Origin of the sequence: Pseudomonas cavernicola (assembly GCF_003596405.1) — a bacterium.
GTDB classification, from domain to species: Bacteria; Pseudomonadota; Gammaproteobacteria; order Pseudomonadales; family Pseudomonadaceae; genus Aquipseudomonas; species Aquipseudomonas cavernicola.
On sequence record NZ_QYUR01000001.1, the window covers coordinates 44,759 to 69,669 of the forward strand.

At 58.9% G+C, this 24,911-nt stretch carries 20 protein-coding genes and 5 pseudogenes; 8 read left to right on the top strand and 17 right to left on the bottom strand.

Features of this window, described 5'->3' with window-relative positions; genetic code table 11:
• Positions 1–82: 82 nt before the first annotated feature.
• The 7 genes from D3879_RS00205 to D3879_RS00235 all read right to left on the bottom strand — a co-directional run bounded on the left by D3879_RS00205 (position 83) and on the right by D3879_RS00235 (position 6,335).
• Entirely contained in the window at positions 83–523 is a 441-nt protein-coding gene (locus D3879_RS00205) for a GNAT family N-acetyltransferase (RefSeq protein WP_119952136.1), read from the bottom strand.
• Positions 516–1,682 carry a ribosomal protein uL16 3-hydroxylase gene (locus D3879_RS00210; RefSeq protein WP_119952137.1) on the bottom strand — a complete coding sequence of 389 codons (1,167 nt, stop codon included), beginning with the start codon at positions 1,680–1,682 and terminating at the stop codon, positions 516–518. The genes D3879_RS00205 and D3879_RS00210 overlap by 8 nt, the downstream gene beginning before the upstream one ends.
• A gap of 78 nt (positions 1,683–1,760) precedes the next feature.
• Positions 1,761–3,131, bottom strand: a complete 1,371-nt coding sequence (gene purB / locus D3879_RS00215) for an adenylosuccinate lyase (protein ID WP_119952138.1) — start codon at positions 3,129–3,131, stop codon at positions 1,761–1,763.
• A gap of 84 nt (positions 3,132–3,215) precedes the next feature.
• Positions 3,216–4,085 (bottom strand): DMT family transporter, encoded by an 870-nt coding sequence (locus tag D3879_RS00220; RefSeq protein WP_119952139.1) that lies wholly within the window; start codon positions 4,083–4,085, stop codon positions 3,216–3,218.
• 3 nt (positions 4,086–4,088) lie between these two features.
• Positions 4,089–4,709 carry a high frequency lysogenization protein HflD gene (gene hflD / locus D3879_RS00225; protein ID WP_119952140.1) on the bottom strand — a complete coding sequence of 207 codons (621 nt, stop codon included), beginning with the start codon at positions 4,707–4,709 and terminating at the stop codon, positions 4,089–4,091.
• A complete protein-coding gene (gene mnmA / locus D3879_RS00230; RefSeq protein WP_119952141.1) occupies positions 4,706–5,824 on the bottom strand; it encodes a tRNA 2-thiouridine(34) synthase MnmA in 1,119 nt (372 codons plus the stop codon). The genes hflD and mnmA overlap by 4 nt, the downstream gene beginning before the upstream one ends.
• 64 nt (positions 5,825–5,888) lie before the next feature.
• Positions 5,889–6,335, bottom strand: a complete 447-nt coding sequence (locus tag D3879_RS00235) for an NUDIX hydrolase (RefSeq protein WP_119952142.1) — start codon at positions 6,333–6,335, stop codon at positions 5,889–5,891.
• Between the two features lie 327 nt (positions 6,336–6,662).
• On the opposite strand from D3879_RS00235, the gene icd reads away from it, so the two are divergent.
• Complete coding sequence (icd, locus tag D3879_RS00240) at positions 6,663–7,919, top strand: NADP-dependent isocitrate dehydrogenase (protein ID WP_119952143.1); 1,257 nt, start codon at positions 6,663–6,665, stop codon at positions 7,917–7,919.
• 70 nt (positions 7,920–7,989) lie between these two features.
• Here icd and cspD read toward each other — a convergent pair whose 3' ends face one another.
• Positions 7,990–8,253: a cold shock domain-containing protein CspD gene (cspD, locus tag D3879_RS00245; RefSeq protein ID WP_119952157.1), complete on the bottom strand. Its 264-nt coding sequence runs from the start codon at positions 8,251–8,253 to the stop codon at positions 7,990–7,992.
• Between the two features lie 229 nt (positions 8,254–8,482).
• Here cspD and clpS point away from each other — a divergent pair, with 229 nt between their 5' ends.
• Both clpS and clpA read left to right on the top strand, forming a co-directional pair.
• Positions 8,483–8,845, top strand: coding sequence for an ATP-dependent Clp protease adapter ClpS (gene clpS / locus D3879_RS00250; RefSeq protein ID WP_119952144.1), 363 nt, complete (start codon positions 8,483–8,485; stop codon positions 8,843–8,845).
• 29 nt (positions 8,846–8,874) lie between these two features.
• Complete coding sequence (gene clpA, locus D3879_RS00255) at positions 8,875–11,145, top strand: ATP-dependent Clp protease ATP-binding subunit ClpA (RefSeq protein ID WP_119952145.1); 2,271 nt, start codon at positions 8,875–8,877, stop codon at positions 11,143–11,145.
• A gap of 61 nt (positions 11,146–11,206) precedes the next feature.
• Here the strand turns inward: clpA and infA are convergent, their stop codons facing one another.
• The 4 genes from infA to trxB form a co-directional block, all read right to left on the bottom strand.
• The gene (gene infA / locus D3879_RS00260; protein WP_002553999.1) at positions 11,207–11,425 is read right to left on the bottom strand and encodes a translation initiation factor IF-1; all 219 of its coding nucleotides are present in this window, start codon (positions 11,423–11,425) and stop codon (positions 11,207–11,209) included.
• A 272-nt stretch (positions 11,426–11,697) separates the two neighbouring features.
• Positions 11,698–12,405, bottom strand: coding sequence for an arginyltransferase (locus D3879_RS00265; RefSeq protein ID WP_119952146.1), 708 nt, complete (start codon positions 12,403–12,405; stop codon positions 11,698–11,700).
• A gap of 54 nt (positions 12,406–12,459) precedes the next feature.
• A complete protein-coding gene (aat, locus tag D3879_RS00270) occupies positions 12,460–13,140 on the bottom strand; it encodes a leucyl/phenylalanyl-tRNA--protein transferase (protein ID WP_119952147.1) in 681 nt (226 codons plus the stop codon).
• A 59-nt stretch (positions 13,141–13,199) separates the two neighbouring features.
• Complete coding sequence (trxB, locus tag D3879_RS00275; protein ID WP_119952148.1) at positions 13,200–14,153, bottom strand: thioredoxin-disulfide reductase; 954 nt, start codon at positions 14,151–14,153, stop codon at positions 13,200–13,202.
• Between the two features lie 180 nt (positions 14,154–14,333).
• Here trxB and ftsK (D3879_RS00280) point away from each other — a divergent pair, with 180 nt between their 5' ends.
• The 5 genes and pseudogenes from ftsK (D3879_RS00280) to serS (D3879_RS00300) all read left to right on the top strand — a co-directional run.
• A complete protein-coding gene (gene ftsK / locus D3879_RS00280; RefSeq protein WP_177412340.1) occupies positions 14,334–16,781 on the top strand; it encodes a DNA translocase FtsK in 2,448 nt (815 codons plus the stop codon).
• A 30-nt stretch (positions 16,782–16,811) separates the two neighbouring features.
• Positions 16,812–17,438 (top strand): outer membrane lipoprotein periplasmic chaperone LolA, encoded by a 627-nt coding sequence (gene lolA / locus D3879_RS00285; protein ID WP_119952150.1) that lies wholly within the window; start codon positions 16,812–16,814, stop codon positions 17,436–17,438.
• Between the two features lie 33 nt (positions 17,439–17,471).
• Positions 17,472–18,797, top strand: a complete 1,326-nt coding sequence (locus tag D3879_RS00290; RefSeq protein WP_119952151.1) for a replication-associated recombination protein A — start codon at positions 17,472–17,474, stop codon at positions 18,795–18,797.
• A pseudogene (gene crcB, locus D3879_RS00295) lies at positions 18,794–19,166 on the top strand (fluoride efflux transporter CrcB). Before D3879_RS00290 ends, crcB (D3879_RS00295) begins: the two are co-directional and overlap by 4 nt.
• Positions 19,167–19,182: 16 nt before the next feature.
• Positions 19,183–20,097 (top strand): annotated as a pseudogene (gene serS, locus D3879_RS00300) (serine--tRNA ligase); the annotation flags it as partial.
• Here the strand turns inward: serS (D3879_RS00300) and serS (D3879_RS00305) are convergent.
• From serS (D3879_RS00305) to ftsK (D3879_RS00325), 5 genes and pseudogenes are all read right to left on the bottom strand, one after another.
• A pseudogene (serS, locus tag D3879_RS00305) lies at positions 20,095–21,073 on the bottom strand (serine--tRNA ligase); the annotation flags it as partial. The pseudogenes serS (D3879_RS00300) and serS (D3879_RS00305) sit on opposite strands and share 3 nt — an antisense overlap.
• Positions 21,074–21,089: 16 nt before the next feature.
• Positions 21,090–21,464, bottom strand: coding sequence for a fluoride efflux transporter CrcB (crcB, locus tag D3879_RS00310; protein ID WP_119952152.1), 375 nt, complete (start codon positions 21,462–21,464; stop codon positions 21,090–21,092).
• Positions 21,461–22,783, bottom strand: a pseudogene (locus D3879_RS00315) (replication-associated recombination protein A). Before D3879_RS00315 ends, crcB (D3879_RS00310) begins: the two are co-directional and overlap by 4 nt.
• Positions 22,784–22,816: 33 nt before the next feature.
• Positions 22,817–23,443, bottom strand: coding sequence for an outer membrane lipoprotein periplasmic chaperone LolA (gene lolA, locus D3879_RS00320; RefSeq protein ID WP_119952150.1), 627 nt, complete (start codon positions 23,441–23,443; stop codon positions 22,817–22,819).
• A gap of 30 nt (positions 23,444–23,473) precedes the next feature.
• Positions 23,474–24,911, bottom strand: a pseudogene (ftsK, locus tag D3879_RS00325) (DNA translocase FtsK); the annotation flags it as partial.

Sequence of the window (24,911 nt, forward strand, 5' to 3'; positions counted from 1 at the left end):
CTCGTTAAATAGAATGACTATTCGCCTCACCTGAGTGAAACAAACATCTCAATCCCAGACTTTCTCGCTACGGGCGCCAAAGTCAGACAGGCTCCTGGCTGCTGTGGCGCACCATGTCCACATGGGGAATGCCGGCGTCGAGAAATTCGCCGCTGACAATGGTAAAGCCTAGGCGTTCATAGAAGGGTGAGGCATGTACTTGGGCGCTGAGCATTTGCTGTTTCAAGCCGCAGCGCTCGGCTTCGGCAATCACTGCATTCATCAACGCATCGCCAACCTTCAAGCCGCGCCAGTCTTTCAGGACTGAAACTCGGCCGATGTGGCCGTCCGGTAGCAAGCGGGCCGCGCCTATTGCATAGTCGCCATCCAGTGCCAGAAAGTGCACGGCGCTGGCGTCTTCGGCATCCCATTCGAGTTCCGGTGGTACGGCTTGTTCAGCGATAAACACCGTTTCACGAATACGGCGTAAATCGGCTTTGTCCTTCTGCCAGTCGGCAATACGCACGTGGATTTGGCTACTCATCGGCAAACTCCAGGCTTCCCTGTTTGACTAATTCCAGCAACAGATTACGCCCCTCGTCGTCGGCCAGCCATTGGCCGAGGTTGTCGATATGCAGCGCTTCGGCGGCGCAGATCAGCTTGAGCAGTTCGCGCAGGCTGGCCGATAAGAGGCGGCTCTGGCCGCTGGCGAACAGCACCAGGTCCTCGCCCACCTCGGACCAGGCTAGGCGAGCGCTGGGGTTGCGCACTAGGACGGCGCCATCTTCCAGGCTACCGAGCAGTTCTTCTTCGCTCAGCTCAGTGCCAGCGACCAGCTCGGGGTAGCGCGGTTCGGTCATGAACTGGCCAAACCAGGTCATCAGCAGGCGCTCATCGCCCATGTGTTCGGCGAGCAGGGCCTTCAGGCGATCCAGCGAGTCACGTTGAATCTGGTGTGGGTCGCTAGCTGGCGCGGTACCAGCGTCGCTGTAGCGTTCTTCATCGGGCAAGAACTGGCCGAGGAAGTCGGTGAAATGGGTCAGTACTTCGGCGGCGCTGGGTGCGCGGAAGCCCACGGAATAAGTCATGCAGTCGTCCTCGGCAATGCCGTAGTGAGCCAAACGTGGCGGCAGATAGAGCATGTCGCCGGGCTCCAACACCCATTCGTCGGTCTGTTCAAAGTTAGCCAGGATGCGCAGATCGGCGTGCGCCAGCAGCGGACTGTCGGCATCGCACATCTGGCCGATTTTCCAGCGCCGTTGTCCTTGGCCCTGAAGAAGAAATACATCGTAGTTGTCGAAATGCGGGCCGACACCGCCGCCAGGCGTGGCAAAACTGATCATCACATCGTCGATGCGCCAGCTCGGCAGAAAGCGAAAATGCTGCAGCAGTTCGGCAACGTCCGGCACAAACTGGTCGACCGCTTGCACCAGCAAGGTCCAGTCGCGCTCGGGGAGGTTTTTGAAGTCGTCTTCACCGAAGGGGCCGCGACGCAACTCCCAGGGGCGCTCGCCGTGTTCGATGACCAGGCGCGCTTCGACTTCCTCTTCCAGGGACAGGCCGGCCAGTTCGTCTGCGGAAATCGGGCTTTCAAAGTCCGGCAGTGCTTGGCGAATCAGCAGCGGCTTCTTCTGCCAGTAGTCGCGCAGGAACTCGCGCGCCGTGATGCCGCCTAGAAGTTGCAGAGGAATATCAGGATTCATGTCTAAGCCCTTGAAATAGATCTAAGCCCTTAAATAAAAACGCCCGGCACAGCCGGGCGTGCACAAGGGCGGTAGCGGTCAGATACGCTTGGCCTGAGCCGCGGCATTGCCCGCGTAGCCGGCTGGAGTCAACGCTCTGAGTTGCACTTTGGCTTCACCTGGAATGGCCAGACCGTCGATAAAGCTTTGCAGGGCTTCGGCGCTGATGCCTTTGCCGCGGGTCAGCTCTTTGAGCTTCTCGTAGGCGTTCTCCACGCCGTAGCGGCGCATTACGGTCTGGATCGGCTCGGCCAGCACTTCCCAGCAGGCATCCAAGTCTTCAGCAATGCGTTGAGCATTGAGCTCCAACTTGCTGATTCCTTTGAGGCTGGCTTCGTAAGCGATGACGCTATGGGCGAAACCGACGCCGAGGTTGCGCAGCACAGTGGAGTCAGTCAGGTCGCGCTGCCAGCGGGAGATTGGCAGCTTGCTGGCCAGGTGCTGAAGCAGTGCGTTGGCGATACCCAGGTTGCCTTCGGAGTTCTCGAAGTCGATCGGGTTGACCTTGTGCGGCATGGTCGACGAGCCGATTTCGCCGGCGATGGTGCGTTGCTTGAAATAGCCGAGGGAGATGTAGCCCCAGATATCGCGGTCGAAGTCGATCAGGATGGTATTGAAGCGGGCAACTGCATCGAACAGTTCGGCGATATAGTCGTGCGGCTCGATCTGCGTGGTGTAGGGGTTGAAGCCCAGGCCCAGCTCTTGTTCGATGAATTCACGGGCGTTGGCTTCCCAGTCGACGTCCGGGTAGGCCGACAGGTGCGCGTTGTAGTTGCCGACGGCGCCATTGATCTTGCCCAGCAGCGGTACGCTGGCGACCTGGGCGATTTGTCGCTCCAGACGATAAACCACGTTGGCCAGTTCTTTGCCGAGGGTGGTCGGCGAGGCTGGCTGGCCGTGGGTGCGGGAGAGCATGGGTACATCGGCGAAGCGCACGGCGAGGTCGCGGATGGCGTCCGCCAGTTGGCGCATCAGTGGCAGCAGTACGCTGTCGCGGCCTTCACGCAGCATCAGGGCGTGGGACAGGTTGTTGATGTCCTCGCTGGTGCAGGCGAAGTGAATGAATTCGCTGACGTTGGCCAGTTCCGGCAGCTTCGCCGCTTGTTCCTTGAGCAGGTATTCCACGGCTTTAACGTCGTGGTTGGTGGTGCGCTCGATTTCCTTGACGCGCTCGGCGTGCTCCAACTGGAAGTCTTCGGCCAGCGTGTTGAGCAGGGCGTTGGCTTCGGCGGAGAAGGGCGCGACTTCCGGGATGCCGGCATGCGCGGCCAGGCGTTGCAGCCAGCGGACTTCGACCATGACGCGAAAACGGATTAGGCCATATTCGCTGAAGATTGGGCGCAGAGCGCTGGTTTTGCTGGCGTAGCGGCCATCAACAGGGGATACCGCGGTGAGCGAGGAGAGCTGCATGGGGCGTTCTCGGACAGTCGGGCGACGAAAAGGGGCGCGAATTATACATGAAAAAACGCTCGGACTCGTGCTGGCCGATCAGCGTCAGGCGCGCCGCCGAGGGATCGCTAGCAGGCTAGCGGTAAATATCAGGCTCGCACCGAGCAATGAGGTCAGATCCGGCGCTTCGCCCCAGCGTAGCCAGGCGATGATTCCGGCGAAGACGATGGCCAGGTAGGCAAAGGGTCCTATCAGGCCTGGTGGCGCCAGGCTGTAGGCTTTCGACATGATGATCTGGCTGGTGGTGGCGAGTAGGCCGATGATCAGAAGCAACCCCAGGTCATGGGGCTGCAGGGGCTGCCAGGACCAGGTCAGCGGTAGCGCGGAGATCAGGGCGCTGAACAGCGAAAAATAGAACACGATGCGAAAGGCGGGTTCGGTGTCGCTCATCTCGCGGATCGAGACAAAGGCGAACGCGGCCAAGATGCTCGCGGCAACACCTATCAGTACCTGGCTGTCGAGCAGTGCTGCGGAGGGTTTTGCCACCAGCAGGACGCCGATCAAACCGACGCTGGTGGTCAGTAGCATGCGTTTGGTTAGTGGTTCTTTCAGCCACCACCAGGCGATCAACGGGGTGAATACCGGGGCCGAGTAGGTGAAGAGCATGGCGTCCGCCAGCGGTAGATGGGCGATGGCGTAGAAGAAGCAATACATCGCCGCGAGGCCGTAGGTGGTGCGCCACAGGTGCGACTTCAGGCATTGGGTTTTCAGCGGGCGAATTCCGCGAAACAGGATCAGCGGCAGGAAGAGCAGCACGCCAATCAGGTTGCGGAAGAACACCACGGACTCGTTGTTGACGCTGCTGGAAACTTCACGGATGCCGACACCCATCAACGAAAATAACAGCGCCGACAGCGCCAGTAGCGCAGCGCCCTGTACGAGCTTGACCGCGCGGCTGGCGATTGGGGTGGTCATGCCTTAGCCGCGTAGCAGTGGATAGAGGTCTTTGAGCAGCTTGCGCCGGCTGAATACCAACTGCCAGCGATGGCCGCCGAGTTGGCGCCACAGGCGTGCGGAGCGGATGCCGGCGAGCAGCAACGCGCGAATTTTCGAGGCGTTGCTCGGTTGCTGCAGGTTGCGCATGTCGCCATGTACCTGAATGCGCTGACGGAAGGTGCTTAATGTGTCTTGGTAGAGGCTGCCGCTAGCGGCAATGACGTTCTCGTGCACCAGGCCGAAATGCTGCACCTGTTGTTGGATCTGATCGAGACGGCTGCCGATAATCTGTAGCAGGTCATCGCGCTTGGCTAATTGTCGCTCGAGGCCGAGCAGGGCCAGGGCGTAACGAAGTGGCCCGCGCTGCAGGCTGGCGGGGTCACGTTCCAAAGCGCTGATTAGTGCGCGGTAGCCATTGCGTAGGTTGAGATCGTCGCCACCATAGACATCCAGGGTGTTCTTTGGGTCGCGCACCATCAGGCTGCCCAGCATGCAGGCGAGCGAGGCCTCACTGATCTGGCCAGTGCGAGCGATCTGGTCCACCAGGAAGGCGGCTTCGAACACGCCCCCGAGGGCGATCAGTTGTTCCTGTGTCGGCGTCATACGCGTTTTTCCTTGCTGCTCCAGGGCTCGGCTGTTTCGATCACGCCGCCACCGAGGCAGACTTCGCCGTCGTAGAACACCACGGACTGGCCGGGCGTAACCGCGCGCTGGGGCATGGCAAATACGGTGCGATAGCCGTTCGCGGTTCTTTCCAGGGTGCAGGCCTGATCGCTCTGGCGGTAGCGCACTTTGGCCGTCAGTTGCCGCGGGCTGCTCAGGTCGACGGGGTTGACCCAATAGATTTCCGAGCACAGCAGAGCGCTGGAGAACAGCCACGGATGCTCATTGCCTTGACCGACGACCAGCACATTGCGTTCGAGATCCTTGATCAGTACATACCAGGGCTCTTCGCCGGCGTCCTTGAGGCCGCCGATACCGAGGCCCTGGCGCTGGCCAATGGTGTGGTACATCAAACCGTGGTGGCGACCGATGACTTCGCCTTCGGTAGTCTCGATGTTGCCGGGCTGGGCCGGTAGATATTGCTTGAGGAAGTCGCTGAAGCGGCGCTCACCGATAAAACAGATGCCGGTGGAGTCCTTCTTCTTTGCGGTGGCCAGGTCGTGCCTCTCTGCGATGGCTCGAACGGCGGGCTTCTCCAATTCGCCGACCGGGAACAGGGTCTTGGCGAGCTGCTCGCCACCGACCGCGTGCAGGAAGTAACTTTGGTCCTTGTTCGGATCGAGCCCTTTGAGAAGCTCGGTGCGGCCGTCGATATCGCGGTGACGCACATAGTGACCAGTGGCGATCAGGTCGGCGCCGAGCATCAGGGCGTAATCGAGGAAGGCTTTGAACTTGATCTCACGGTTACACAGGATGTCCGGGTTCGGCGTGCGTCCGGCCTTGTATTCGGCGAGGAAGTGCTCGAATACGTTGTCCCAGTATTCGGCGGCGAAGTTGGCGGTGTGCAGCTTGATACCAATCTTGTCGCAGACGGCCTGAGCGTCGGCCATGTCGTCCATGGCGGTGCAGTATTCGGTGCCGTCGTCCTCTTCCCAGTTCTTCATGAACAGGCCTTCCACCTGATAACCCTGCTCCAGGAGCAGAAGAGCGGAAACGGAAGAGTCGACGCCGCCGGACATGCCGACGATCACACGCTTTTGAGTTGAATCACGCATAGGGATTTAGACGAGTGACTTCGAAAAAACGCAATTCTATCAGGCGAGGTTGCCAAACGGCGATTTAAGCCGAGCCGCGCAGCAGGGTGAGCGGGAAGCGCTCGCCAGCCAGATAATCGTCAATGCAGCGCAACACCAGCTCGCTGCGCCAGCGTTCCGGCTGGGTGGCCAGTTCAGCGCGAGTCAACCACCGTGGGCCGATGATGCCGTCATCCAGAGGATGCTCGGGACGCTGCTGCAGTGGCCGCCCGGCAAAGCAAATGCGCTGGTAGGTCACGCCATTGCTCGGGGCGGTGTACAGGTAGATGCCAGTCACCGCGGTTAGCTCTATGTCCCAGCCGGTTTCTTCGAGGGTTTCACGCAAAGCAGCTTGCATCAGACTTTCGTCGGCTTCCAAGTGGCCGGCAGGCTGATTAAATACGGCGCGGCCGTTAGCCATTTCCTCGACCAGCAGAAAGCGTCCTTGATCTTCGACTACTGTGGCGACAGTGACGTGGGGAGTGAAGCGCATGCGAAGCTCCTTAAAAATTGGCGCGCAATGTTAGCGAGAGCGCTGGCAAACGGCGAGAAAAAGGCAATCCGAAACTGAGCTGCTAGGATAAATTGCGCCTTACTCGAAGGGGGTGTGTAGCGCTTTTGTAGTTTGACTACAAAGCTGCGCTGGGGGCTGGCTTGACGCGGCCTACGGCGGGTATTCACTCCGCCAAATGATGGAAAAGTGCGTGACTTTCTGTAGAAAAACTACAAGAATGATCCGCCTTTCCGAGACCCATAAAGATCGATCCGGCGCGCCATCCGCGCGGCGGGATGTCAGACCACGAGAGCAACGGAGTCCAGCATGGGATACCAAAAGATCCAGGTGCCAGCAACCGGTGACAAAATCACCGTTAATGCCGATATGTCCCTGAACGTACCGAACAATCCGATCATCCCTTACATCGAGGGTGACGGCATTGGCGTTGATATCAGCCCAGTCATGATCAAAGTGGTAGATGCTGCTGTGAGCAAGGCTTACGGCGGCAAGCGCAAGATCTCCTGGATGGAAGTCTACGCCGGTGAGAAGGCTACCCAGGTTTACGATCAAGACACCTGGTTGCCGAAGGAAACTCTGGAGGCCGTGCGCGATTACGTGGTGTCCATCAAGGGCCCGCTGACCACGCCTGTTGGCGGTGGCATCCGTTCGCTGAACGTAGCGCTACGTCAAGAGCTCGACCTGTACGTCTGCCTACGTCCGGTGCGTTGGTTCACCGGTGTGCCCAGCCCGGTCAAGAAGCCGCAAGACGTCGACATGACCATCTTCCGCGAAAACTCTGAAGATATTTACGCCGGCATCGAGTGGAAAGCCGGTTCGCCGGAAGCGGAAAAGGTCATCAAGTTCCTCAAAGAGGAAATGGGCGTCAAGAAAATCCGCTTCGATACCGATTGCGGTATCGGCATCAAGCCGGTCTCCAAGCAGGGCACCCAGCGTCTGGTGCGCAAGGCGCTGCAGTACGTGGTCGACAACAATCGCGACTCGCTGACCATTGTGCACAAAGGCAACATCATGAAGTTCACCGAAGGTGCCTTCAAGGATTGGGGCTACGAAATCGCCAAGAACGAATTTGGCGCGGAACTGCTGGATGGCGGTCCTTGGATGCAGTTCAAGAACCCGAACACCGGCAAGAACATCGTCGTCAAGGATGCCATCGCCGATGCCATGCTGCAGCAGATCCTTCTGCGCCCGGCTGAATACGATGTGATCGCGACCCTGAACCTCAACGGTGACTACCTCTCCGACGCCCTGGCGGCCGAAGTTGGCGGTATCGGCATCGCTCCGGGTGCCAACTTGTCCGACAACATCGCGATGTTCGAAGCCACCCACGGTACCGCACCGAAATACGCCGGCAAAGACCAGGTGAACCCGGGTTCGCTGATCCTTTCCGCGGAAATGATGCTGCGCCACATGGGCTGGCTCGAAGCTGCCGACCTGATCATCAAGGGCGTCAATGGCGCGATCTCGGCCAAGACCGTGACCTACGACTTCGAGCGCTTGATGGAAGGCGCCAAGCTGCAGTCTTGCTCGCAGTTCGGCGATGCCATGATCACTCACATGTGAGCTGATTGGCGGTAACAAAAGAAGCCGGTCATTTGACCGGCTTTTTTATGCTTTTGAACTTTACCTGAAGTCAGGCTTCAGTCGTGGCGCCTTGCGACTGGCTGACAGTGCTGGGCGTTTCAGTCGATAGCGAGATTGAACTGATATTGACGGCGTGTAGCCCCTTGGGGCCCTGAATAATATCGAAGCTTACCGGTTGGCCAGCTTTAAGCGTCTTATAGCCGTCCATCTGGATAGCCGAGTAGTGGGCGAACAGGTCCTCATCTCGGCCGTCAGCCAGGATAAACCCATAGCCCTTGGCGTTGTTGAACCACTTGACCTTACCGCTAAGCATGCTGATATCCCTCTGCAAAGAACCCCATCACTGGGGTATCATCCACTTCGACTCCGCGCGCGAATCAACCAGTTTTGGCGAGGGCGCGGAACCCCTTTTACCCCGAAGGGGTATCTTCTGTTTGTAACACCGTTTTGCTGATAGTCAAGGCAATGCTGTGACCGCCTGAGAAGTCGGTCAAAATCTGTCTAGCATCCCAGTCATTCAACTACGAACCTTTTATTCCAGCATGCGTGTAAGTAGCCAGATTCGACTAACATTCAATCAGGATCATCCTGCATCACATGAGGATGACTCTACGGGTTTGGCTGTGCAGGAAGCCAAGCCGGCGCTGCAGGCGCCACCTATGTATAAGGTGGTTTTGTTTAATGATGATTACACGCCGATGGATTTCGTGGTCGAAGTGCTCGAGGTGTTTTTTAACCTGAATCGGGAGCTGGCGACCAAGATCATGCTGACCGTCCACACAGAGGGGCGCGCAGTATGCGGAGTGTTTACCCGCGATATCGCCGAGACCAAGGCTATGCAGGTCAACCAATACGCGAGAGAAAGCCAGCATCCACTACTCTGTGAGATCGAGAAGGACGGTTAATTCCGACTGCTTGGGTATGAGGTGAAGCTATGTTAAATCGAGAGCTCGAAGTCACCCTCAATCTGGCCTTCAAGGAGGCCCGCACCAAGCGCCATGAGTTCATGACGGTTGAGCACCTCCTGTTGGCGCTATTGGACAACGAAGCCGCTGCCAGTGTCCTGCGCGCTTGCGGCGCCAACCTAGATAAGCTGCGGCATGATCTGCAGGAATTCATCGACTCCACCACGCCGTTGATTCCTCAGCATGATGAGGAGCGTGAAACTCAGCCAACACTGGGCTTCCAGCGTGTACTGCAGCGCGCGGTTTTCCATGTGCAGAGTTCAGGTAAGCGTGAAGTAACCGGTGCCAATGTGTTGGTGGCGATCTTTAGCGAGCAAGAGAGTCAGGCCGTATTCCTGCTCAAGCAGCAAAGTGTTGCCCGTATCGATGTGGTCAACTTCATTGCTCACGGTATCTCCAAGGTTCCAGGGCATGCCGATCATTCGGAAAGTGACCAGGAAATGCAGGATGACGAGGGTGGTGAGTCTTCCTCCTCGGGCAATCCGCTGGATGCCTATGCCAGCAACCTGAATGAGTTGGCGCGCCTGGGTCGTATTGATCCTCTGGTCGGGCGTGAGTTGGAGGTCGAGCGCGTTGCGCAGATCCTCGCGCGGCGGCGTAAGAATAATCCACTGTTGGTGGGTGAGGCTGGTGTTGGCAAGACGGCCATCGCCGAAGGTCTGGCTAAGCGTATCGTCGATAATCAGGTGCCGGATTTGCTCGCGGATAGCGTGGTGTATTCCCTTGATCTCGGCGCTTTATTGGCCGGCACTAAGTACCGTGGCGACTTCGAGAAGCGTTTCAAGGCCTTGCTCAACGAATTGCGCAAGCGGCCGCATGCGATCCTGTTCATCGATGAGATTCACACCATCATCGGTGCTGGCGCGGCGTCTGGGGGCGTGATGGATGCGTCCAATCTGCTCAAGCCGATGTTGTCTTCCGGGGAAATCCGTTGCATCGGCTCGACTACGTTCCAAGAGTTTCGCGGAATCTTTGAGAAGGATCGCGCGCTGGCGCGGCGCTTCCAGAAAGTGGATGTGAGTGAGCCATCGGTGGAAGACACCATTGGCATCCTTCGCGGTCTCAAGGCGCGTTTCGAGCAGCATCACAGTATCGAGTACAGCGATGAATCGCTGCGAGCTGCGGCCGAACTGGCGTCGCGCTATATCAACGATCGTCATATGCCGGACAAGGCTATCGACGTGATCGATGAGGCTGGCGCTTACCAGCGTCTACAGCCGTTAGACAAGCGTGTTAAGCGCATAGAAGTGGTGCATGTTGAGGACATCGTCGCGAAAATCGCGCGTATTCCGCCTAAGCATGTCAACACTTCGGATAAGGAGTTGCTGCGTAATCTGGAGCGCGACCTCAAGTTGACGGTGTTTGGCCAGGATGCTGCGATCGACTCTCTATCCACGGCTATCAAGTTGTCCCGCGCTGGGTTGAAGTCACCGGATAAGCCGGTGGGTTCCTTTCTTTTCGCCGGGCCTACGGGCGTCGGCAAGACTGAAGCTGCACGGCAGTTGGCCAAGGCGATGGGTATCGAGTTGGTGCGTTTCGACATGTCCGAGTACATGGAGCGCCATACGGTTTCGCGGCTGATCGGTGCGCCGCCGGGCTATGTCGGTTTCGATCAAGGCGGCTTGCTGACCGAAGCCATCACCAAGATGCCGCATTGCGTGCTGCTCTTGGATGAAATCGAGAAGGCGCATCCGGAGGTCTTTAACCTGCTGTTGCAAGTGATGGATCACGGCACTCTGACCGACAACAACGGACGCAAGGCGGATTTCCGCAACGTCATCCTGATCATGACTACCAATGCTGGCGCGGAAACCGCGGCGCGGGCTTCTATCGGCTTCACCCATCAGGATCACTCCACGGATGCCATGGAAGTGATCAAGAAGAGCTTTTCGCCAGAGTTCCGTAACCGTCTGGACACCATTATCCAGTTTGGTCGCCTGAGTCACGAAGTGATTAAGAGCGTGGTGGACAAGTTCCTCACCGAGTTGCAGGCGCAACTGGAGGATAAGCACGTCACGCTTGAAGTTAGTGACGCGGCGCGCGGTTGGCTGGCTGCTGGTGGCTATGATTCACAGATGGGTGCTCGACCAATGGCTCGCCTGATTCAGGATAAGATCAAGCGCCCACTAGCTGAGGAAATTCTCTTCGGCGAATTGGCTGAGCATGGCGGTGTCGTGCACATCGATGTGAAGGATGGTGAGCTGAGCTTTGACTTCGAGACCACGGCTGAAATGGCGTAGTCATCAACTGTCGAGAAATGAAAACGCCCGGCAATTGCCGGGCGTTTTCATTGGGACTGGCTTAGCGCGCGCGGTAAGTAATGCGGCCCTTGCTCAAGTCGTAGGGCGTCAATTCAACACGTACTTTGTCACCGGTCAGGATGCGAATGTAGTTCTTGCGCATCTTGCCGGAAATGTGCGCGGTTACGACGTGCCCATTTTCCAACTCCACACGGAACATGGTGTTGGGCAGGGTGTCGACGACAGTGCCTTCCATTTCGAAGCTGTCTTCTTTCGACATGCAGTAAAGCCCTCGGTATCCAATGAATGGCCCGGTGCAACTGGCGCCAGGCAAAAGCGGCGTGCATTGTGCCCGAAAATAGGTCTGCCCGCCAAGGTAATTAGGCTCTGTCGAAGTTTAATGACGAGCCGCGTTGTCGCCTGAAAGCGCGCCAGGCAAGGCGCAGGCCGCAGGCAATGGTTATTCCCTTGCCAAGGACTGCAACACAGCATGGCACGTTTTCAGGCACAACCCGAAGGGTCCGCGCGGCCGTCATTAAACATCAACAGAGCCTAGGAGAGGGTTATCCAGCGCTGATTGACGAACAGCTCAATGGGGCGGTATTGGGTCTTGTAGTTCATCTTCCGGCAGCTCTTGATCCAGTAACCAAGATAGACAGCTTCTAAGCCTAGGCGAACGGTTTCGCCAATCTGCCAGAGGATGGCATAACGGCCCAAGCTGCGGCGCTCCTCGTCAGGATCGTAGAAGGTGTAAACCGCGGAAAGACCATTGGGCAGTACGTCGGTAACTGCGACGGCGAGCAAGCGACCGGACAGCCGGAACTCGTAAAAGCGGGAAAAAGGCAGGTCACGCACCAAAAAGGTGGCGAATTGATCGCGATTGGGTGGATACATGTCGCCATCGGCGTGGCGCTGTTCGATATAGCGCGCGTAGAGAGCGTAATACTCTTCACTGAAGGTTGGGCGTACGGCGTGAACCTGAAGCTCTTCGTTGCGTTTGAGGATTCGTCGTTGCTGGCGGTTGGGTGTGAATTGCGCCGCAGGAATGCGCGCCGGCACGCAGGCTGTGCAGCGCTGGCAATGTGGGCGATATAGGTGATCACCGCTGCGGCGAAAACCCATTTCCGAAAGCTCGGCGTAGACCTCCATATCCATTGGCTGGCTGGGGTCAAGAAACAGCGTCGTGGCCTGTTCCTCGGGCAGATAGCTGCAGGGATGCGGCTGAGTGGCGTAGAACTTAAGGCGAGCCAGCTCGGTCATGATTAACCCTCAAGAGAGGCTTAGAGTAAGTGTATGCCAGCCTGCCGAACTCGCCTAGGCAAGCCAGTCCGCCGTATTTGCTTGATTCAGGTGACGAGCCAGGTAGCCTGCGAACTCCGTGCGAGGAATGGCGCGGGCGCCAAAGCTCTGCAGGTGCGGAGTGGGCATTTGGCAGTCGACCAGCACGAAGCCCCAGGCCTTGAGGTGTTCGACCAGCGTGATAAATCCCACTTTGGAGGCGTTATCGGTTCGACTGAACATGGACTCACCGAAAAACAGCTGCCCCATCGCCAGCCCATAAAGCCCGCCAACTAGCTCCCCGTTGAGCCAGACTTCGACCGAGTGGGCAATGCCGCGCCGATGCAATTCCAGATACGCGGCTTGCATGCTGGAGGTGATCCAGGTGCCCTCGGAATAAGTGCGCGGAGCAGCGCAGGCGTGGATTACGGCAGCGAAATCCCGATCAAAGGTTACCTGGTAGCGGGCTTGACGCAGGGTCTTGTTCAGGCTGCGTGAGATGTGAATTTCGCCCGGAAATAGCACGGTGCGTGGATCCGGTGACCACCAGAGAATCGGCTGGTCGTCCTGATACCAGGGAAAGCAACCGTGACGGTAAGCCTGGATCAGGCGGTCAGCGCTCAGGTCGCCGCCGGCCGCGAGCAGGCCGTTAGGTTCGCGCAAGGCTTTCTCGAGAGAGGGGAAGTCCAGGGAGTCGCGCTGTAGCCAGGTCAGCATGATGGGCTATGACCGAGAGGGTAGGGCGAAGGTGGGCGCTGGGCGCCCACCTGTAGGGCTCAGTTGCCGATATCGAGGAACTTTTCGACATCCAGTGCGGCCATGCAGCCCGCGCCTGCCGAGGTGATGGCCTGGCGGTAGACATGGTCGGCGACATCGCCGGCGGCGAAGACGCCCTCGATGCTGGTAGCGGTGGCATTGCCTTCGCTGCCGCCCTGAATCAGCAGGTAGCCATTACGCATCTCCAGTTGGCCCTGGAATAGGTCGGTGTTGGGTTTGTGGCCGATGGCGATAAACACGCCGGTCAGCGGCAATTCTTCGGTCGCGCCGTTGTTGGTGTCTTTCAGGCGCACGCCGGTGACACCGGAGGCGTCGCCCAGCACTTCGTCCAAGGTTTGGTTCCAGTGCAGGCGGATATTGCCGTTGGCGGCTTTTTCGAACAACTTGTCCTGCAGGATTTTCTCCGAGCGCAGCTTGTCGCGACGATGCACCAAGTGCACTTCCTTGGCGATATTGGCCAGATACAGGGCCTCTTCCACGGCTGTGTTGCCGCCGCCGATCACTGCGACCACTTGGTTGCGATAGAAGAAGCCGTCACAGGTGGCGCAGGCGGACACGCCCTTGCCGGCAAAGGCTTCTTCCGATGGCAGGCCGAGGTACTGGGCAGAGGCGCCGGTGGCGATAATCAGTGCGTCGCAGCTGTAGGTGCCGCTGTCGCCCTTGAGGATGAAGGGGCGCTGCTGCAACTCGGCGGTATGAATGTGGTCGTAAACGATCTCGGTGTCGAAGCGCTCGGCATGCTTCTGCATGCGGTCCATTAGTACCGGGCCGGTCAGGCCTTCGATGTCACCTGGCCAGTTGTCCACCTCGATGGTGGTGGTGAGCTGGCCGCCGGGCTGGATGCCGGTGATCATCAGGGGCTTGAGGTTGGCGCGGGCGGCGTATACAGCAGCGCTATAGCCGGCAGGGCCGGAGCCCAAGATGATCAGGCGTGAATGCTTGACTTCGCTCATAAAAACACCTCATAAGCCTTTGTCACAAAAGAGAATGCGTGCTCCAATTGAGCCGCACGGAAGATGCTGTTGGCTATGCTACACCGAAGCGGGAGAGGCCGGCAAAACGCGCCATAGGCATGTCGCGTGACGTGGCATCAGGCAGGCAAACCCGTACAATAGGCCAAGTTTTCGCCGTCAATCGATTGTTGGGCGCGCCGTAGGCGCAGGAAAAGACGCGTTTTGAAGAACTCCACCACTACCGCTCAAGCACCAGTTTGGCGTCAGCAATTGCACTACCGGCTCAAGGAAGGTGCGCTGATCGCGCTGGGTGCGCTTTGCCTTTATCTTTGGATGGCGCTGCTGACCTATGATCAGAATGATCCGGGTTGGACCCATACCAGCAATGTCGTGCAGGTTCAGAATGCCGCTGGCCGTGCCGGTGCGTGGTTTGCCGATATCTTATTCATGGCCCTCGGTTATTTCGCCTACCTGTTTCCACTGCTTTTGGCGGTGAAGACATTCCAGGTCTTCCGCGGCCGTCACCAGCCCTGGCAGTGGAGCGGCTGGTTGTTTTCCTGGCGGCTGATTGGTTTGGTGTTTCTGGTGTTGTCCGGCGCGGCCTTGGCCTATATCCATTTCCATTCCGGTTCCAGCTTGCCCGCTTCGGCTGGCGGTGCGCTAGGTGAAAGCCTGGGGCAGTTGGCCGTTGCTGCGCTGAATGTGCAGGGCAGCACGTTGCTGTTTATCGCGTTGTTCCTGTTTGGCCTGACGGTGTTTAGCGACCTGTCCTGGTTCAAGGTCATGGATTTGACCGGCAAGATCACCCTAGACCTGTTCGAGCTGATCCAAAACGCCACCAACAATTGGTGGAGTGCGCGGGTCGAGCGCAAGCAATTGGTAGCCCAGTTGCGCGAAGTCGATGATCGCGTCAACGAAGTAGCCGCACCGATGGTGCATGACCGGCGTGAGCAGGCGAAGGTCAAAGAGCGCCTGATCGAGCGTGAAGAAGCCCTGAGCAAGCACATGAGCGAGCGCGAGAAGCGCCCCGCACCGGTGATTACTCCGCCTGCTGCACCTAAAGCCGTTGAGCCGAGCAAGCGCGTACAGAAAGAGAAGCAAGCGCCGCTGTTCGTCGATAGCGCGGTCGAGGGCACCTTGCCACCGATTTCCATCCTCGATGCGGCCGAGAAGAAGCAGAAGAAATATTCCCCTGAGTCCCTAGAGGCCATGTCGCGTCTGCTGGAGATCAAGCTCAAAGAGTTCGGTGTCGAGGTCATCGTCGAGTCCGTGCATCCGGGGCCGGTGATTACCCGTTTCGAAATCCAGCCAGCTGCCGGGATCAAAGTCAGCCGCATCTCAGGTTTGGCCAAGGACTTGGCGCGCTCGTTGGCGGTGATCAGCGTGCGCGTGGTGGAAGTTATCCCAGGCAAGACCACTGTGGGTATTGAGATACCTAACGAGGACCGCCAGATCGTGCGCTTCTCTGAAGTGTTGTCCTCGCCCGAGTACGACGAGGCCAAGTCGCCGGTAACCCTGGCGCTGGGGCATGACATCGGTGGCCGTCCGGTGATTACCGACCTGGCGCGGATGCCACACCTGCTGGTCGCCGGTACCACCGGTTCGGGTAAGTCGGTGGGCGTGAATGCCATGATCCTGTCGATTCTGTTCAAGTCCGGACCAGAAGATGCCCGGCTGATCATGATCGACCCCAAAATGCTTGAGCTATCGATCTACGAAGGTATTCCGCACTTGCTCTGCCCAGTCGTGACCGACATGAAAGAGGCTGCCAACGCCCTGCGTTGGAGCGTTGCCGAAATGGAGCGGCGCTATAAGCTGATGTCGAAAATGGGGGTGCGAAACCTTGCCGGCTTCAATCGCAAGGTGAAGGATGCAGAAGAGGCGGGAGAGCCGCTGGTCGATCCGCTGTATAAGCGCGAAAGCATCCACGACGAAGCGCCACTGCTGAAGACCCTGCCAACCATCGTGGTGGTGGTCGACGAATTCGCCGACATGATGATGATCGTCGGCAAGAAGGTTGAGGAGCTGATCGCGCGTATCGCACAGAAGGCGCGGGCTGCGGGTATTCACTTGATCCTTGCCACTCAGCGGCCGTCGGTGGATGTAATCACCGGCTTGATCAAGGCCAACATCCCAACGCGTATGGCGTTCCAGGTCTCCAGCAAGATCGACTCGCGGACCATCCTCGACCAGGGCGGCGCGGAGCAACTGCTCGGCCACGGTGACATGCTTTATCTGCCGCCGGGCACTGGCCTGCCGATCCGCGTTCACGGCGCCTTCGTTTCCGACGAAGAGGTTCATCGTGTAGTCGAAGCCTGGAAACTGCGTGGTGCGCCCGACTACATCGAGGACATTCTCGCCGGCGTGGAAGAGGCTGGCAGCGGCTTCGACGGTGGCAGTGGCGAAGGTGGCGGCGAAGGCAGTGAGGACGATCCGTTGTACGACGAAGCCGTGCGTTTCGTTACCGAGAGCCGCCGCGCTTCGATTTCCGCTGTACAGCGCAAGCTGAAAATTGGCTACAACCGCGCCGCGCGGATGGTCGAAGCCATGGAAATGGCCGGCGTAGTGACGTCTATGAACACCAACGGCTCCCGTGAAGTGATTGCGCCGGGCCCGATTCGCGATTAACGCCTACCCATGGATTCAATGAGGATTTACATGCGCCTGATCCGCATGCTGTTGCTGGCAGCTATGGCTTTTGCCGTCATCCCAGCCCAGGCCGACGACGAGGCCGCCGTTCAGCGCCTGACCCAACTGCTCAGCCAGGCGCAGACCATCACTGCGCGTTTCTCCCAGCTGACCCTGGACGGTACTGGCACGCAGTTGCAGGAAACGGCTGGTGAGCTGTCCTTGAAGCGTCCGGGTTTGTTCCGCTGGCATACCGACGCGCCACAAGAGCAGTTACTGGTCTCCAATGGCCAGAAAGTTTGGTTGTACGACCCGGATCTGCAACAAGTGACGATTCAGAAGCTCGACCAGCGTTTGACTCATACGCCGGCTTTGCTGCTTTCCGGGGATGTTTCGCAGATTCGCCAGAACTTCGACATCACCTTCAAAGAAGCTGGCGATGTGGTGGACTTCACCCTCAAGCCGAAAGCCAAGGACACGCTGTTCGATAACCTGCGTCTGTCCTTCCGCAAAGGGGTGATCAACGACATGCAGTTGATCGACAGTGTCGGCCAGCGCACCAACATTCTGTTCCTCGGAGTGAAGATGAACGCGGCGCTGGACGCCGGCCAGTTCACTTTCGATATCCCGGCCGGCGCTGACGTGATTCAAGAGTAAATGCTCAAGTGTAAGAGGTGCTGACCCCAGCCCATGGACCTGTTCCGTAACACCCCCGTCGCTCAACCCCTGGCCGCCCGCCTGCGTGCAGCCAGCTTGGACGAGTACGTCGGTCAGGAACACCTGCTGGCCCGTGGCAAGCCGCTACGCGAGGCGCTGGAGCAGGGCGCGCTGCACTCGATGATCTTCTGGGGCCCGCCGGGTGTCGGCAAAACCACCCTGGCGAGGCTGCTGGCGCAGGTTTCCGATGCACATTTCGAAACGCTCTCGGCGGTGTTGTCCGGGGTGAAGGAGATTCGCCAGGCGGTGGAGATTGCCCAGCAGCATGCTGCGCAGTACGGCCGGCGAACGATTCTCTTCGTCGATGAAGTGCATCGTTTCAACAAGTCGCAGCAGGATGCCTTTCTGCCTTACGTGGAAGACGGCACGCTGATCTTCATCGGTGCGACCACCGAGAACCCCTCGTTCGAGCTGAACAACGCGCTGCTTTCCCGTGCCCGCGTCTATGTGCTGAAAAGCCTGGATGAGTCGGCGTTACGCAAACTGGTAGCGCGCGCCCTGAATGAGCCGAAAGGCTTGGGCGATCGTCACTTAAGCTTGCCGGAAGACAGTTTCAAGATTCTCCTGGCGGCCGCCGATGGTGATGGTCGGCGGTTGCTGAACTTCCTTGAGAACGCCGCCGATCTGGCCGAAGACGATAGTGAGATCAGTGTCGGGCTGTTGCAAAACCTGCTGGGTGACAGCCGTCGTCGTTTCGATAAGGGCGGCGAAGCGTTCTATGACCAGATTTCTGCACTGCATAAGTCAGTCCGCGGCTCCAGCCCGGACGGCGCGTTGTATTGGTTCGCGCGCATGCTCGACGGTGGCTGCGATCCGCTGTATATCGCCCGCCGTGTGGTGCGTATGGCCAGTGAAGACATTGGCAACGCCGATCCGCGCGCGCTGAGCTTATGCCTGTCCGCCTGGGACGTGCAGGAGCGCCTGGGTAGTCCAGAAGGTGAGTTGGCGGTGGCGCAAGCCATCGTGTATTTGGCTTGCGCACCAAAGAGCAACGCGGTCTACAACGCATTCAACGCCGCGATGCGGGATGCCGCGGAGCATGGCTCGCTGGAAGTGCCGCTGCATCTGCGTAATGCCCCGACCAAATTGATGAAAGAGCTGGGCTATGGCGACGAATACCGCTATGCCCACGATGAGCCGGAAGCCTATGCCGCTGGCGAGGATTACTTCCCGGACAGCCTCGAACCGCGCAACTACTACCAGCCGGTGCCGCGCGGCCTAGAGTTGAAAATCCGTGACAAGCTGAATCATCTCGCGGCGCAGGATCGCGCTAGCCCTAGGCAACGGAGAAAACCATGATTCGAGTGGTTCTTGCGGTTGCTGTGGCGGTACAGCGGGCACCTTATTGCGCTTTGCGACCACCAACTGGATCAGTGCCCATTGGCCGCAGCACTTCAATGTCGGTACGCTGCTGGTCAATATTGTTGGCTGCCTGCTGATTGGCTATCTCTACGGCCTATTCTTGCTTCGCCCGGAGATACCGCTGGAGTTGCGCGCCGGTTTGGTGGTTGGCTTTCTCGGTGGGCTGACGACCTTTTCCTCCTTTACCCTCGACACGCTGCGCTTGCTGGAAAGCGGGCAGTTGCCGCTAGCTCTCGCTATGTGGCACTCAGCGTGCTCGGCGGCCTGCTCGCCACTTGGGTGGGCTTGTCCCTGACCAAACTCTGATGACTGAGAGACGAACATGCTTGATCCCAAACTGATACGTACCGAACTGCAGGCAATCGCTGAACGCCTGGCTGCCCGCGGTTATCAACTGGATGTGGCGCGTATCGAAGGGCTGGAAGCCCAGCGCAAAACCGTGCAGAGCCGCACCGAGCAACTGCAGGCCGAGCGCAATGCGCGTTCCAAATCCATCGGTCAGGCCAAGGCCCGTGGTGAAGATATCGGCCCGCTGATGGCTGATGTCGATCGCATGGCCAACGAGCTCAGCAGCGGCAAGCACGAGCTGGATGCGATCCAGGCCGAGCTCGACTCCATTCTGCTAGGCATGCCCAACCTGCCGCACGAGTCGGTACCGGTTGGCGACGATGAAGAAGCTAACGTCGAAGTGCGTAGCTGGGCACGCCGAAGGTTTTCGATTTCGAGATCAAAGACCATGTGGCCCTGGGTGAGCTGCACGGTTGGTTGGACTTTGAGCGCGCGGCCAAACTCTCGGGCGCGCGTTTCGCACTGCTGCGCGGCCCCATCGCCCGTATGCACCGTGCGCTGTCGCAGTTCATGATCAATCTGCACACCGGCGAGCATGGTTACGAAGAGGCTTACACGCCTTACCTGGTGCAGGCGCCTGCGCTACAGGGTACGGGTCAGCTGCCAAAGTTCGAAGAAGACCTGTTCAAGATCAGCCGCGACGGCGAAGCCGACCTGTACCTGATCCCGACGGCCGAGGTTTCGCTGACCATATCGTCAGCGACGAGATTCTCGACGTTAAAACAGCTGCCGCTGAAATTCGTCGCGCACACCCCGTGCTTCCGCAGTGAGGCGGGTGCTTCTGGCCGCGATACCCGTGGCATGATCCGTCAGCACCAGTTCGACAAGGTCGAGATGGTGCAGATCGGTTGAGCCGAGCAAATCCTATGAAGCACTGGAAGCCTGCACCGGTGCACAGAGCCAGCACACGGTACGGCAGCTCGAGCAGCTGCAGACTTTCTCGGCCGTTACCGGTCAGGCTTTCCAGTGCTTCATAGGATTTGCTCGGCTCAACGATCTGCACCATCTCGACCTTGTCGAACTGGTGCTGACGGATCATGCCACGGGTATCGCGGCCAGAAGCACCCGCCTCACTGCGGAAGCACGGGGTGTGCGCGACGAATTTCAGCGGCAGCTGTTTAACGTCGAGAATCTCGTCGCTGACGATATTGTCAGCGAAACCTCGGCCGTCGGGATCAGGTACAGGTCGGCTTCGCCGTCGCGGCTGATCTTGAACAGGTCTTCTTCGAACTTTGGCAGCTGACCCGTACCCTGTAGCGCAGGCGCCTGCACCAGGTAAGGCGTGTAAGCCTCTTCGTAACCATGCTCGCCGGTGTGCAGATTGATCATGAACTGCGACAGCGCACGGTGCATACGGGCGATGGGGCCGCGCAGCAGTGCGAAACGCGCGCCCGAGAGTTTGGCCGCGCGCTCAAAGTCCAACCAACCGTGCAGCTCACCCAGGGCACATGGTCTTTGATCTCGAAATCGAAAACCTTCGGCGTGCCCCAGCTACGCACTTCGACGTTAGCTTCTTCATCGTCGCCAACCGGTACCGACTCGTGCGGCAGGTTGGGCATGCCTAGCAGAATGGAGTCGAGCTCGGCCTGGATCGCATCCAGCTCGTGCTTGCCGCTGCTGAGCTCGTTGGCCATGCGATCGACATCAGCCATCAGCGGGCCGATATCTTCACCACGGGCCTTGGCCTGACCGATGGATTTGGAACGCGCATTGCGCTCGGCCTGCAGTTGCTCGGTGCGGCTCTGCACGGTTTTGCGCTGGGCTTCCAGCCCTTCGATACGCGCCACATCCAGTTGATAACCGCGGGCAGCCAGGCGTTCAGCGATTGCCTGCAGTTCGGTACGTATCAGTTTGGGATCAAGCATGTTCGTCTCTCAGTCATCAGAGTTTGGTCAGGGACAAGCCCACCCAAGTGGCGAGCAGGCCGCCGAGCACGCTGAGTGCCACATAGCCGAGAGCTAGCGGCAACTGCCCGCTTTCCAGCAAGCGCAGCGTGTCGAGGGTAAAGGAGGAAAAGGTCGTCAGCCCACCGAGAAAGCCAACCACCAAACCGGCGCGCAACTCCAGCGGTATCTCCGGGCGAAGCAAGAATAGGCCGTAGAGATAGCCAATCAGCAGGCAGCCAACAATATTGACCAGCAGCGTACCGACATTGAAGTGCTGCGGCCAATGGGCACTGATCCAGTTGGTGGTCGCAAAGCGCAATAAGGTGCCCGCTGTACCGCCCACAGCAACCGCAAGAACCACTCGAATCATGGTTTTCTCCGTTGCCTAGGGCTAGCGCGATCCTGCGCCGCGAGATGATTCAGCTTGTCACGGATTTTCAACTCTAGGCCGCGCGGCACCGGCTGGTAGTAGTTGCGCGGTTCGAGGCTGTCGGGAAGTAATCCTCGCCAGCGGCATAGGCTTCCGGCTCATCGTGGGCATAGCGGTATTCGTCGCCATAGCCCAGCTCTTTCATCAATTTGGTCGGGGCATTACGCAGATGCAGCGGCACTTCCAGCGAGCCATGCTCCGCGGCATCCCGCATCGCGGCGTTGAATGCGTTGTAGACCGCGTTGCTCTTTGGTGCGCAAGCCAAATACACGATGGCTTGCGCCACCGCCAACTCACCTTCTGGACTACCCAGGCGCTCCTGCACGTCCCAGGCGGACAGGCATAAGCTCAGCGCGCGCGGATCGGCGTTGCCAATGTCTTCACTGGCCATACGCACCACACGGCGGGCGATATACAGCGGATCGCAGCCACCGTCGAGCATGCGCGCGAACCAATACAACGCGCCGTCCGGGCTGGAGCCGCGGACTGACTTATGCAGTGCAGAAATCTGGTCATAGAACGCTTCGCCGCCCTTATCGAAACGACGACGGCTGTCACCCAGCAGGTTTTGCAACAGCCCGACACTGATCTCACTATCGTCTTCGGCCAGATCGGCGGCGTTCTCAAGGAAGTTCAGCAACCGCCGACCATCACCATCGGCGGCCGCCAGGAGAATCTTGAAACTGTCTTCCGGCAAGCTTAAGTGACGATCGCCCAAGCCTTTCGGCTCATTCAGGGCGCGCGCTACCAGTTTGCGTAACGCCGACTCATCCAGGCTTTTCAGCACATAGACGCGGGCACGGAAAGCAGCGCGTTGTTCAGCTCGAACGAGGGGTTCTCGGTGGTCGCACCGATGAAGATCAGCGTGCCGTCTTCCACGTAAGGCAGAAAGGCATCCTGCTGCGACTTGTTGAAACGATGCACTTCATCGACGAAGAGAATCGTTCGCCGGCCGTACTGCGCAGCATGCTGCTGGGCAATCTCCACCGCCTGGCGAATCTCCTTCACCCCGGACAACACCGCCGAGAGCGTTTCGAAATGTGCATCGGAAACCTGCGCCAGCAGCCTCGCCAGGGTGGTTTTGCCGACACCCGGCGGGCCCCAGAAGATCATCGAGTGCAGCGCGCCCTGCTCCAGCGCCTCGCGTAGCGGCTTGCCACGGGCCAGCAGGTGTTCCTGACCGACGTACTCGTCCAAGCTGGCTGCACGCAGGCGGGCGGCCAGGGTTGAGCGACGGGGGTGTTACGGAACAGGTCCATGGGCTGGGGTCAGCACCTCTTACACTTGAGCATTTACTCTTGAATCACGTCAGCGCCGGCCGGGATATCGAAAGTGAACTGGCCGGCGTCCAGCGCCGCGTTCATCTTCACTCCGAGGAACAGAATGTTGGTGCGCTGGCCGACACTGTCGATCAACTGCATGTCGTTGATCACCCCTTTGCGGAAGGACAGACGCAGGTTATCGAACAGCGTGTCCTTGGCTTTCGGCTTGAGGGTGAAGTCCACCACATCGCCAGCTTCTTTGAAGGTGATGTCGAAGTTCTGGCGAATCTGCGAAACATCCCCGGAAAGCAGCAAAGCCGGCGTATGAGTCAAACGCTGGTCGAGCTTCTGAATCGTCACTTGTTGCAGATCCGGGTCGTACAACCAAACTTTCTGGCCATTGGAGACCAGTAACTGCTCTTGTGGCGCGTCGGTATGCCAGCGGAACAAACCCGGACGCTTCAAGGACAGCTCACCAGCCGTTTCCTGCAACTGCGTGCCAGTACCGTCCAGGGTCAGCTGGGAGAAACGCGCAGTGATGGTCTGCGCCTGGCTGAGCAGTTGGGTCAGGCGCTGAACGGCGGCCTCGTCGTCGGCCTGGGCTGGGATGACGGCAAAAGCCATAGCTGCCAGCAACAGCATGCGGATCAGGCGCATGTAAATCCTCATTGAATCCATGGGTAGGCGTTAATCGCGAATCGGGCCCGGCGCAATCACTTCACGGAGCCGTTGGTGTTCATAGACGTCACTACGCCGGCCATTTCCATGGCTTCGACCATCCGCGCGGCGCGGTTGTAGCCAATTTTCAGCTTGCGCTGTACAGCGGAAATCGAAGCGCGGCGGCTCTCGGTAACGAAACGCACGGCTTCGTCGTACAACGGATCGTCCTCACTGCCTTCGCCGCCACCTTCGCCACTGCCACCGTCGAAGCCGCTGCCAGCCTCTTCCACGCCGGCGAGAATGTCCTCGATGTAGTCGGGCGCACCACGCAGTTTCCAGGCTTCGACTACACGATGAACCTCTTCGTCGGAAACGAAGGCGCCGTGAACGCGGATCGGCAGGCCAGTGCCCGGCGGCAGATAAAGCATGTCACCGTGGCCGAGCAGTTGCTCCGCGCCGCCCTGGTCGAGGATGGTCCGCGAGTCGATCTTGCTGGAGACCTGGAACGCCATACGCGTTGGGATGTTGGCCTTGATCAAGCCGGTGATTACATCCACCGACGGCCGCTGAGTGGCAAGGATCAAGTGAATACCCGCAGCCCGCGCCTTCTGTGCGATACGCGCGATCAGCTCCTCAACCTTCTTGCCGACGATCATCATCATGTCGGCGAATTCGTCGACCACCACCACGATGGTTGGCAGGGTCTTCAGCAGTGGCGCTTCGTCGTGGGATGCTTTCGCGCTTATACAGCGGATCGACCAGCGGCTCTCCCGCCTCTTCTGCATCCTTCACCTTGCGATTGAAGCCGGCAAGGTTTCGCACCCCCATTTTCGACATCAGCTTATAGCGCCGCTCCATTTCGGCAACGCTCCAACGCAGGGGCGTTGGCAGCCTCTTTCATGTCGGTCACGACTGGGCAGAGCAAGTGCGGAATACCTTCGTAGATCGATAGCTCAAGCATTTTGGGGTCGATCATGATCAGCCGGGCATCTTCTGGTCCGGACTTGAACAGAATCGACAGGATCATGGCATTCACGCCCACCGACTTACCCGAACCGGTGGTACCGGCGACCAGCAGGTGTGGCATCCGCGCCAGGTCGGTAATCACCGGACGGCCACCGATGTCATGCCCAGCGCCAGGGTTACCGGCGACTTGGCCTCGTCGTACTCGGGCGAGGACAACACTTCAGAGAAGCGCACGATCTGGCGGTCCTCGTTAGGTATCTCAATACCCACAGTGGTCTTGCCTGGGATAACTTCCACCACGCGCACGCTGATCACCGCCAACGAGCGCGCCAAGTCCTTGGCCAAACCTGAGATGCGGCTGACTTTGATCCCGGCAGCTGGCTGGATTTCGAAACGGGTAATCACCGGCCCGGATGCACGGACTCGACGATGACCTCGACACGAACTCTTTGAGCTTGATCTCCAGCAGACGCGACATGGCCTCTAGGGACTCAGGGGA

Bases quoted from the DNA above. Each gene is read 5' to 3' on its own strand.
- hflD (WP_119952140.1), bottom strand. From the start codon at position 4,709: ATGACGCCGACACAGGAACAACTGATCGCCCTCGGGGGCGTGTTCGAA.
- lolA (WP_119952150.1), bottom strand. From the start codon at position 23,443: ATGCGCCTGATCCGCATGCTGTTGCTGGCAGCTATGGCTTTTGCCGTC.
- icd (WP_119952143.1), top strand. From the start codon at position 6,663: ATGGGATACCAAAAGATCCAGGTGCCAGCAACCGGTGACAAAATCACC.
- D3879_RS00235 (WP_119952142.1), bottom strand. From the start codon at position 6,335: ATGCGCTTCACTCCCCACGTCACTGTCGCCACAGTAGTCGAAGATCAA.
- purB (WP_119952138.1), bottom strand. From the start codon at position 3,131: ATGCAGCTCTCCTCGCTCACCGCGGTATCCCCTGTTGATGGCCGCTAC.
- D3879_RS00265 (WP_119952146.1), bottom strand. From the start codon at position 12,405: ATGACCGAGCTGGCTCGCCTTAAGTTCTACGCCACTCAGCCGCATCCC.
- clpS (WP_119952144.1), top strand. From the start codon at position 8,483: ATGCGTGTAAGTAGCCAGATTCGACTAACATTCAATCAGGATCATCCT.
- lolA (WP_119952150.1), top strand. From the start codon at position 16,812: ATGCGCCTGATCCGCATGCTGTTGCTGGCAGCTATGGCTTTTGCCGTC.
- D3879_RS00205 (WP_119952136.1), bottom strand. From the start codon at position 523: ATGAGTAGCCAAATCCACGTGCGTATTGCCGACTGGCAGAAGGACAAA.
- trxB (WP_119952148.1), bottom strand. From the start codon at position 14,153: ATGAGCGAAGTCAAGCATTCACGCCTGATCATCTTGGGCTCCGGCCCT.
- cspD (WP_119952157.1), bottom strand. From the start codon at position 8,253: ATGCTTAGCGGTAAGGTCAAGTGGTTCAACAACGCCAAGGGCTATGGG.
- mnmA (WP_119952141.1), bottom strand. From the start codon at position 5,824: ATGCGTGATTCAACTCAAAAGCGTGTGATCGTCGGCATGTCCGGCGGC.
- aat (WP_119952147.1), bottom strand. From the start codon at position 13,140: ATGCTGACCTGGCTACAGCGCGACTCCCTGGACTTCCCCTCTCTCGAG.
- crcB (WP_119952152.1), bottom strand. From the start codon at position 21,464: ATGATTCGAGTGGTTCTTGCGGTTGCTGTGGGCGGTACAGCGGGCACC.
- infA (WP_002553999.1), bottom strand. From the start codon at position 11,425: ATGTCGAAAGAAGACAGCTTCGAAATGGAAGGCACTGTCGTCGACACC.
- D3879_RS00220 (WP_119952139.1), bottom strand. From the start codon at position 4,085: ATGACCACCCCAATCGCCAGCCGCGCGGTCAAGCTCGTACAGGGCGCT.
- clpA (WP_119952145.1), top strand. From the start codon at position 8,875: ATGTTAAATCGAGAGCTCGAAGTCACCCTCAATCTGGCCTTCAAGGAG.
- D3879_RS00290 (WP_119952151.1), top strand. From the start codon at position 17,472: ATGGACCTGTTCCGTAACACCCCCGTCGCTCAACCCCTGGCCGCCCGC.
- D3879_RS00210 (WP_119952137.1), bottom strand. From the start codon at position 1,682: ATGAATCCTGATATTCCTCTGCAACTTCTAGGCGGCATCACGGCGCGC.